Origin of the sequence: Isobaculum melis (assembly GCF_900111355.1) — a bacterium.
In the GTDB taxonomy this organism is placed as follows: domain Bacteria; phylum Bacillota; class Bacilli; order Lactobacillales; family Carnobacteriaceae; genus Isobaculum; species Isobaculum melis.
The window spans coordinates 1-8,348 of sequence record NZ_FOHA01000035.1 but is presented as its reverse complement, the minus strand read 5'-3'; the positions used below and the strand labels follow the sequence as shown (position 1 = coordinate 8,348).

Sequence of the window (8,348 nt, the reverse complement as noted above, 5' to 3'; positions counted from 1 at the left end):
CCCCTGAGAGAAGATCAGGTTGATAGGTTGGAAGTGGAAGTGCAGCGATGTATGGAGCGGACCAATACTAATAGGTCGAGGACTTAACCAAGTAATAAACGGTGAAGAAGATACAAACTTGATGATACAAATTGTTTCAATACCAGTTTTGAGAGAATAAAGGTAGCACGTAAGTGATACGAAATATCTCTTAAACATTAAATAGTGTGGTGGCGATGGCAAGAAGGATACACCTGTTCCCATGCCGAACACAGAAGTTAAGCTTCTTAGCGCCGATAGTAGTTGAGGGTTTCCCTCTGCAAGGGTAGGACGTTGCCACGCGAAAAGCATAAATTATTATGCTTTTTTTTTATATCTAAATTCTCAGAAGTTTTTCATAATACTGACGATTTTTACATAGAATTTTAATAATAGAGTAAAACTTCTCTGCTTTTATCGATAACCGAGAGAAAGCCCTTGACGGTAGTACTTTTCTCTGTTATTTTTGTAAATAACATTTAAAAATATCTAAATATAAGGAGTGCATAAAGGATGTCAAATTGGGAAACAAAGTTTGTTAAAGAAGGATATACTTTTGATGATGTATTATTAGTACCGGCTGAAAGCCATGTTTTACCAAATGAGGTAGATATGCGTATTCAATTAGCTAAAAATATTGAATTAAATATTCCTTTAATGAGTGCGAGTATGGATACGGTCACTGATTCAAAAATGGCGATTGCAATGGCAAGGCAAGGTGGCTTAGGTGTGATTCATAAAAATATGAGTGCAGCAGAGCAAGCTGATGAAGTAAGAAAAGTTAAACGTTCTGAAAGTGGCGTAATCATTGATCCATTTTTCTTAACACCCACTCATCTTGTTTCAGATGCAGAAGCCTTAATGGCAAAGTATCGTATTAGTGGTGTCCCAATTGTAGACAATATGAAAGACCGAATTTTAGTAGGAATCCTAACAAATCGTGACTTGCGCTTTGTGACAGATTATAGCATTCAAATTAATGATGTGATGACAAAAGATGGTTTAGTAACTGCCCCTGTTGGAACTTCTTTGAAAGATGCAGAACAAATTCTGCAACAGCATAAAATTGAAAAATTACCAATTGTTGATCAAAATGGTCGTTTAAGCGGATTAATTACTATTAAAGATATTGAAAAAGTGATTGAATTTCCAAATGCAGCCAAAGATGAACATGGTCGCTTATTAGTCGCAGCAGCTGTAGGTGTTACGAGTGATACCTTTGAACGTGCAGAGCAATTACTAGAAGCTGGCGCAGATGCAATTGTGATTGATACAGCACATGGTCATAGTGCAGGTGTTCTTCGCAAGATTAAAGAGATTCGTGATGCTTTTCCTAAAGCTACTTTGATTGCAGGGAATGTTGCTACTGGTGAAGGAACTCGTGCGTTATTTGAAGTTGGTGTTGATGTTGTGAAAGTTGGTATTGGACCAGGTTCTATTTGTACAACACGTGTTGTTGCAGGCGTAGGCGTTCCGCAATTAACAGCGATTTATGATGCAGCAGAAGTTGCAAGAGAATTTGGACGAACAATTATTGCTGATGGTGGGATTAAATACTCAGGTGATATTGTAAAAGCTATTGCAGCTGGCGGACATGTGGTTATGTTAGGTAGTATGTTAGCTGGAACAGATGAATCACCAGGTGAATTTGAAATTTTCCAAGGACGTCGTTTTAAAACATACCGCGGTATGGGAAGCTTAGGTGCAATGAAAAAAGGCTCTAGTGACCGTTATTTCCAAGGTGAAAATGAAGCGAATAAATTAGTGCCAGAAGGTATTGAAGGACGTGTTGCTTATAAAGGCAGCGTTCAGGATATTATCTTCCAAATGATTGGTGGTTTGAAATCTGGAATGGGCTATACAGGCTCAAAAGACTTGAAAGCTCTTCGTGATGATGCACAGTTTGTTAGAATGAGTGGAGCAGGTCTAAGAGAATCTCATCCCCATGATGTACAAATTACGAAGGAAGCACCCAATTATTCGATTCAATAATAAAAAAAGTGTGTTTGCAGGGAAATTGCAAACACACTTTTTTTAATTTAAAACAAATTGATAAAGTAAACCATATAACATTCCAATGATAGGAACTAAAACCCAGAGATTATTAAAATCAAAGCGTTCATTCTTATCTAATTCTAGATGAATTCTTTCATTTTCTATTTTTAAACGCTCATTTTCTAATTTTAATTGCATGATTTCAAATTCAGCTTGATTATTTGTCATTTGTAAAAACTCCTTTTAATTTATTTTGCGTATTTAATAATTGACGGTTTAAACTTTTACGATAAGATTGCCAGTAGATAAAGATGGGAATAAATAATGGCAATGCTAGTAGATTAGTTCTTAATGTTGCTAGAAAATTTGTTAATGTAAAACCACTGCTTAACATGGTTGCAAAGCAAGCAAATGTAATCCCAATCAGATAAATCATGAGGGTTTGTAAGAAAGGGTGTTTTTCTAAATGTTTAAATTTGTGTAAGAAAAGATTTACCGTGAAATAGACAAGTAAAGCGATTGCTAATACTGGTAGGTAAATCGTTAAAATGAGTTTTGGTTGATTGAATAAAGTGAAATATAAATGATAGAGCGCTAATAATATGTTGATGCCAAGTAATATTTTCCCTATTTTTTTCATAAAGTACCTCCTGTTTTTAGATAATGCTTAAACGTTTTTGCATAACTTCGACTGACCTCTAATTCTTGTCCATCTGCTAAGGCTAGTAAGAGCTTGCCATTAAGCAATGGAAGAATAGTTACAATTTTTAAAAAGTTCACCACAGTTGATTTATTAATGCGTATAAATGCCGGTTGCTCCTCTAGCTGGTAAAGTTTTTCTTGAATTAAGAACCCATCTGTTTGTGTATAGGCATAGACATCTCTTCCAATGGCTTCAATGTACAAAATATCTTCTTCTTTTAACAATTTTAGACGATCATATTTTTTCCCAAGTAAGGGTCTTTTTTCAGTCCTCGTTACTTGCAGATAAGTATTAAAAAATTGAATTAAATCTGGAAGCTGTGTAAATGATGCAATCATTGCAAAATCATCTGTCTTTGTATAAAATTTTTGATAAATTAAGGTAATAGGAATGGCTTCCCAATCTTTTAGCTTTGTTTGAATCTCTTTCTCAAAAAGAGGATTGGCTGTGATAATTTTCATATGTGCTCCTTTCATACTTTGACTATATGGTAAAAATAATCGCTTGTCAGTAGTTGCTGTTATAAGTGGTTTATTTTTTGTTATAAGTTGCATTCTTTATAACCATAGCAGATTCCTTTAGATAGATATACAAAAAATTCAGAGTTCCTTAACGAAAACTTTAGTAATATCTGTTAATATGGGGGAAGATTGAATACAAAAAAATGAGGTGGCATAATGAAAATATTAGTAGTTGATGATGATAAAGAAATTGTTGAGCTATTAAGTATCTATATAAAAAATGAAGGTTATGAAGTTGAGAAAGCTTATAATGGCAAGGAAGCACTAGTGAAATTACGTACAGTACCTGATATTGATATGATGATCTTAGATGTGATGATGCCTGAATTAGATGGTATTAGTGTTGTGAAAGAAGTAAGAGAGGCATCAAGCTTACCTATCTTAATGTTAAGTGCTAAAACTGCTGATATGGATAAAATCAAAGGCCTAGTAACGGGAGCTGATGATTATGTGGCGAAACCATTTAATCCTTTGGAAGTAATGGCTCGTGTAAAATCGTTATTAAGACGTAGTCAATATCAAACAGAACAGGAAACCGCTGATAAATTAGCAATTGGGCCATTAATTATTGAAAAAAATTCTCATGAAGTAACAACCTTAACTGGGAATGCCATTCAATTAACTGCATTAGAATTTGGAATTCTCTATTTGCTTGCAAGTCATCCAAATCGTGTCTTTAGTGCGGATGAAATATTTGAACGGGTTTGGCAACAAGAAAGCATTGTTTCAGCAAAAACAGTGATGGTTCATGTGAGCCACTTAAGAGATAAAATTGAAGAAGCAACAGAAGGAGAGAAAGTTATCCAAACTGTATGGGGAGTAGGATATAAAATTGAAGCTCACTAGAAAAGATAAAGGTGAATTATTTGCTGAAGCAATTGTTACAGGAATGATTGTTTATTTCTTTTATTTAGGAAGCGAGATTGTCTTTAAACAAGTCCTTTTTTATGCTTTTCCGAATTTAAAAGAGACCATTTGGGGATTAAAGTTAGCTACAAATATTTATTCTTTTAAAAATTATGCGCTATTCTTTGTTGGACTATTAACGATAATTGTGATTATCTGGAGATTAAAACGAAGGATTAAGCAAATGCAACTGAATCATATTATTGAAGATTTACATTATATTGCTCAAGGGCATTATGAGCATCGTATTCCTTTTGCTTTAAAGGGGGATATGGGAAAAGTTGTTGAGAGTATTCATACTCTTGTTAGTAGTACAGTGGATGCTATGGAGGAAGAAAGAGCCATAGAGAAGTCCAAAGATGAATTGATTACCAATGTGAGTCATGATATTAGAACGCCTCTAACGTCTATTATTGGCTATCTGGGGTTAATAGAAGATAAGCAATATAAAAATGAAGAAGAATTACTAGCATATACGCATGTTGCCTATTTAAAAGCTAAGCAAATGAGCCTACTTGTAGAGGATCTGTTTGAGTACACTAAAGTAAGACAACGTTCAACGCCATTAACGATTACTAAATTTAACCTCGTACAGCTACTAGAACAATTGGAAGTAGAATTTCAAATGGATGCTGAGCAAAAAGGGGTGACATTTAATTTAGAAGTTTCAGATCTTGAAATATTTATTGAAGCAGATGCCGAAAAATTAGTGCGCGTTTTCAATAACTTGCTCTCTAATGCTCTTAAATATGGAAAGGATGCGACTTTACTTGAAATCAAAGCTCAAAAATTTGATGAGCAGGTTATGATTTCTGTGAGTAATAATGGTGCAGCTATCCCAGAAAATTCATTGAAGATGTTATTTGAACGCTTTTACAGAGTTGAAACATCAAGGTCAACGGAAACAGGTGGAACAGGTTTAGGCTTAGCCATTGCTCAAAGTATTGTTGAGCTGCACGATGGGACGATTCATGCGCAGTCTAATGAAAAGAAAACAGCATTTATCATTTATTTACCAATTAAATCAAAAGAAATATTAAAAAATTAACAGAATCAATTGCAAATTAAATAAAAAGTCGCTAACATGTAATGTATGAAGACAAAAAGCTGTAAGGAGCAACTAAATGAAATCTTTTAAAAAAATTGGGCTCTGGCTCACCACAATGACAATCTTGTTCAGTAGTTTAATGCCTCTCACTCAAATTGGTGTAAATAGAGTTGCTGCTGCTGAAAATCCAATCACTATTAATGCGGGGGCGGCACTAGCCGTGGATGCAGAATCAGGAAAAATTTTATTCAATCAAAATGGAGACGAAGCGCTAGGGATTGCTTCAATGACTAAAATGGTTACTGAGTATCTTGTTTTAGAAGAAGTAGCTGCGGGAAACTTAAGTTGGGATCAAAAAGTAAGCGTGAGTGATTATGCTTATGCCATTAGTCAAGATAACAATTTATCTAATGTTGCCTTAGCCCAAACCAAAGAGTACACTGTGAAAGAATTATATGATGCAGTGGCCATTTTCTCAGCTAATGGTGCAGCTATTGCACTAGCAGAAAAGATTGCAGGTAGTGAACCAGCTTTTGTTGATAAAATGCGTGAGAAGGTTGAATCATGGGGCATTGAGAATTACCAGCTATACAACAGTACAGGTTTAAGTAATGAGGATTTAGGTGGGCATCTTTATCCTGGTTCAAAAGAAACTGATGAAAACCAAATGTCTGCTAAAAGTATGGCGATTATTGCACAAAGATTATTGAAAGACTATCCAGAAATATTAGAAACCTCAAAAATTTCTTCTCAAAAATTCCAACCAGATACAGTAGATGAAATTCTAATGGAGAATTGGAATTGGATGCTTCCTGGATTGCTTTATGAACATGCAGGTGTAGATGGCTTAAAAACTGGTAGCACACTTTTTGCAGGTGCCTGTTTTACTGGAACTGCTACAAAAGATGGTATGCGTATCATTACGGTTGTCTTAAATGCTAAAGATGCAGATGGCACTGAAGGCGATATGAAGAGTCGTTTTATCGAAACAGCCAAACTAATGGATTATATCTTTGCAAATTGGGAAATCAAAGAAGTAACGAAATCAGGAGATACAATTCCAGAGCAAAAAACACTCCCAGTTGTAGATGGTAAAGAAGATGAAGTGAAAATCGAATTAACAGGTGCAATTAAAATACCTGTACCAAAAGATTTTGAACTTGAAAATTTAGAAATGACATTCACTGCTAAAAAAGGAATACTCAATAAAAAAGATGAAATTGAAGCACCTATCAAAAAAGATACAGAAGTTGGAACGGCTACTGTTAAAGTAAAAGGGGACGACTTAGGTTATTTAAATGGTGGTGCAGGTGAGGAAGTCAAAGTTCAAACTGCTGAAGATGCAGATAAAGCCAACTTTTTTGTCTTAATGGGTCGAGGCATTAAGAATTTCTTTGCTGGATTATTTGGATAAACCTTTTAAAGGTATTGCAAAAAATGCAGAAGCTTAGTAGAATGAAGTCAGTGATAAAATAATGATGAGAACGTTAGTAACGCAAAATAGTAAGTTTTTTAGCTTCTTAAGAGAGTCAGTGGTTGGTGAGAACTGATGAAGAGAATACTGAATCCATTGCGTGAAGTAAACAACGAAAACAGTTTAGCTGGCGAAGTTGTTTCGGAAGACAGACCGTTATCTGTATAGAGTGCAACCTTTGTCGTTGATACAAGGTTGAATTTGGGTGGTACCGCGAATTTCCGAGCCATTTCGTCCCATATAATGAGGATGAAATGGCTCTTTTTGTATACAAAAAGAAAGGGTGAAAGTTATGTTAGAAGTTAAAAAAATTAGAGGTTCTTTTGAAGAGATTTCACAAAAATTGGCAACACGTGGTGTTAAGCCAGAGGTTTTAGAAAAATTTGTAGCATTAGATGAGGAGCGTCGCAAGCTAATTGTCCAAACAGAAGAATTAAAGAAATATCGTAATGATGTTTCAGGTGAAATTGCAACTTTAAAACGCAACAAAGAAAATGCGGATGATAAAATTGTTGAAATGAGAGAAGTTGGGGAACAAATTAAAGGGATTGATGAAAAGTTAGAAGAGCTCGATTTAGCTTTAACAGAAATTGCTACCACTTTACCTAACCTACCTCATGCATCTGTTCCTGTGGGTGCAGATGAAGAAGATAATGTTGAAGTTCGTCGTTTTGGGACGCCAAATGACTTTACATTTGAAGCGAAACCTCATTGGGAAGTAGCTGAAGCACTTGGTATTTTAGACTTTGAACGTGGGGCAAAAGTTTCAGGTAGTCGTTTTGTATTTTATAAAGGAATGGGTGCAAGACTTGAGCGTGCTTTATATAACTTTATGCTTGATATGCATACAACGGAGCATGGTTATACGGAAATGATGACACCTTATTTAGTGAATAGTGCTTCTATGTTTGGAACAGGTCAATTCCCTAAATTTAAAGAGGACGTTTTCCAAATTGAAAATAGAGATTTAACGCTGATTCCTACTGCTGAAGTACCTTTAACCAATTATTATCGTGATGAAATTTTAGATGGTGCTGCATTACCTGTTTATTTTACAGCATTAAGTCCATCTTTCCGTTCAGAAGCAGGGAGTGCGGGTAGAGATACACGTGGCTTAATTCGCTTACATCAATTTAATAAGGTGGAGATGGTCAAATTAAGTGCCCCTGAAACCTCTTATGATGAATTAGAAAAAATGACTGAAAATGCTGAAGCAATCTTAAAACGTTTAGGCTTACCTTATCGTGTCTTAGCGTTATGTACAGGGGATATGGGCTTCTCAGCTGCAAAAACTTATGATTTGGAAGTCTGGATTCCTGCGCAAGATACGTATCGTGAAATTAGCTCTTGCTCTAACTGTGAAGATTTCCAAGCGCGCCGTGCAATGATTCGTTATCGTACAGAAGCAGGTAAGCCTGAATATGTGCATACTTTAAATGGTTCTGGTTTAGCAATTGGTAGAACGGTTGCTGCGATTTTAGAAAATTATCAACAAGAAGATGGTAGTGTACTTGTACCAGAAGCCTTAGTTCCATATATGGGTGGCGTAACAGTTATTACAAAAGAAAAATAAAAAAGAAAGGAGGTCTGTAGTGAGACCCAAAAGTTAGACCGAATACCGACTGGAGAAATCTGGTCGGTATTTTTATACTACGAACCGTTCACGGAATTGAACGGGACTGC

At 35.4% G+C, this 8,348-nt stretch carries 8 protein-coding genes, 2 rRNA genes and 1 other annotated feature; of the genes, 7 read left to right on the top strand and 3 right to left on the bottom strand.

Translation table 11 applies throughout. From position 1 onward, the window contains the following. The 3 genes from BMW29_RS13700 to guaB all read left to right on the top strand — a co-directional run. Nucleotides 1-91 (top strand): 23S ribosomal RNA (locus BMW29_RS13700); the annotation flags it as partial. A gap of 114 nt (nt 92-205) precedes the next feature. Beyond that, nucleotides 206-321: ribosomal RNA gene (rrf, locus tag BMW29_RS13695) — 5S ribosomal RNA — on the top strand. A 210-nt stretch (nt 322-531) separates the two neighbouring features. Further along, entirely contained in the window at nt 532-2,010 is a 1,479-nt protein-coding gene (gene guaB / locus BMW29_RS13690; RefSeq protein WP_092654317.1) for an IMP dehydrogenase, read from the top strand. Nucleotides 2,011-2,052: 42 nt separating this feature from the next. On the opposite strand, the gene BMW29_RS13685 is transcribed toward guaB, so the two are convergent. From BMW29_RS13685 to BMW29_RS13675, 3 genes are read right to left on the bottom strand one after another with little or no spacing between them, the layout of a single operon-like run. Beyond that, entirely contained in the window at nt 2,053-2,241 is a 189-nt protein-coding gene (locus tag BMW29_RS13685; RefSeq protein ID WP_092654316.1) for a hypothetical protein, read from the bottom strand. Beyond that, nucleotides 2,231-2,653: a hypothetical protein gene (locus tag BMW29_RS13680; protein WP_092654315.1), complete on the bottom strand. Its 423-nt coding sequence runs from the start codon at nt 2,651-2,653 to the stop codon at nt 2,231-2,233. The genes BMW29_RS13685 and BMW29_RS13680 overlap by 11 nt, the downstream gene beginning before the upstream one ends. Then, nucleotides 2,650-3,177 (bottom strand): LytTR family DNA-binding domain-containing protein, encoded by a 528-nt coding sequence (locus tag BMW29_RS13675; protein WP_177165797.1) that lies wholly within the window; start codon nt 3,175-3,177, stop codon nt 2,650-2,652. Before BMW29_RS13675 ends, BMW29_RS13680 begins: the two co-directional genes overlap by 4 nt. A 216-nt stretch (nt 3,178-3,393) precedes the next feature. On the opposite strand from BMW29_RS13675, the gene croR reads away from it, so the two are divergent. The 4 genes from croR (at nt 3,394) to serS (ending at nt 8,238) form a co-directional block, all read left to right on the top strand. After that, on the top strand, nt 3,394-4,083 hold the full coding sequence (croR, locus tag BMW29_RS13670) for a response regulator transcription factor CroR (RefSeq protein WP_092654313.1): 690 nt from the start codon (nt 3,394-3,396) through the stop codon (nt 4,081-4,083). A 43-nt stretch (nt 4,084-4,126) separates the two neighbouring features. Further along, nucleotides 4,127-5,191: a sensor histidine kinase gene (locus tag BMW29_RS13665; protein ID WP_092654319.1), complete on the top strand. Its 1,065-nt coding sequence runs from the start codon at nt 4,127-4,129 to the stop codon at nt 5,189-5,191. Between the two features lie 76 nt (nt 5,192-5,267). Next, nucleotides 5,268-6,605, top strand: a complete 1,338-nt coding sequence (locus BMW29_RS13660) for a serine hydrolase (RefSeq protein ID WP_218139674.1) — start codon at nt 5,268-5,270, stop codon at nt 6,603-6,605. Nucleotides 6,606-6,672: 67 nt separating this feature from the next. Beyond that, nucleotides 6,673-6,907 (top strand) — a binding site (T-box leader). 50 nt (nt 6,908-6,957) lie between these two features. Further along, a complete protein-coding gene (gene serS, locus BMW29_RS13655) occupies nt 6,958-8,238 on the top strand; it encodes a serine--tRNA ligase (RefSeq protein ID WP_092654312.1) in 1,281 nt (426 codons plus the stop codon). The last annotated feature ends 110 nt before the right edge of the window (nt 8,239-8,348 follow it).

Excerpts from the sequence above, each read along its gene's own strand:
- BMW29_RS13665 (WP_092654319.1), top strand. The coding sequence starts at position 4,127 with ATGATTGTTTATTTCTTTTATTTAGGAAGCGAGATTGTCTTTAAACAA.
- croR (WP_092654313.1), top strand. The coding sequence starts at position 3,394 with ATGAAAATATTAGTAGTTGATGATGATAAAGAAATTGTTGAGCTATTA.
- BMW29_RS13680 (WP_092654315.1), bottom strand. The coding sequence starts at position 2,653 with ATGAAAAAAATAGGGAAAATATTACTTGGCATCAACATATTATTAGCG.
- BMW29_RS13660 (WP_218139674.1), top strand. The coding sequence starts at position 5,268 with ATGAAATCTTTTAAAAAAATTGGGCTCTGGCTCACCACAATGACAATC.
- serS (WP_092654312.1), top strand. The coding sequence starts at position 6,958 with ATGTTAGAAGTTAAAAAAATTAGAGGTTCTTTTGAAGAGATTTCACAA.
- BMW29_RS13675 (WP_177165797.1), bottom strand. The coding sequence starts at position 3,177 with ATGAAAATTATCACAGCCAATCCTCTTTTTGAGAAAGAGATTCAAACA.
- BMW29_RS13685 (WP_092654316.1), bottom strand. The coding sequence starts at position 2,241 with ATGACAAATAATCAAGCTGAATTTGAAATCATGCAATTAAAATTAGAA.
- guaB (WP_092654317.1), top strand. The coding sequence starts at position 532 with ATGTCAAATTGGGAAACAAAGTTTGTTAAAGAAGGATATACTTTTGAT.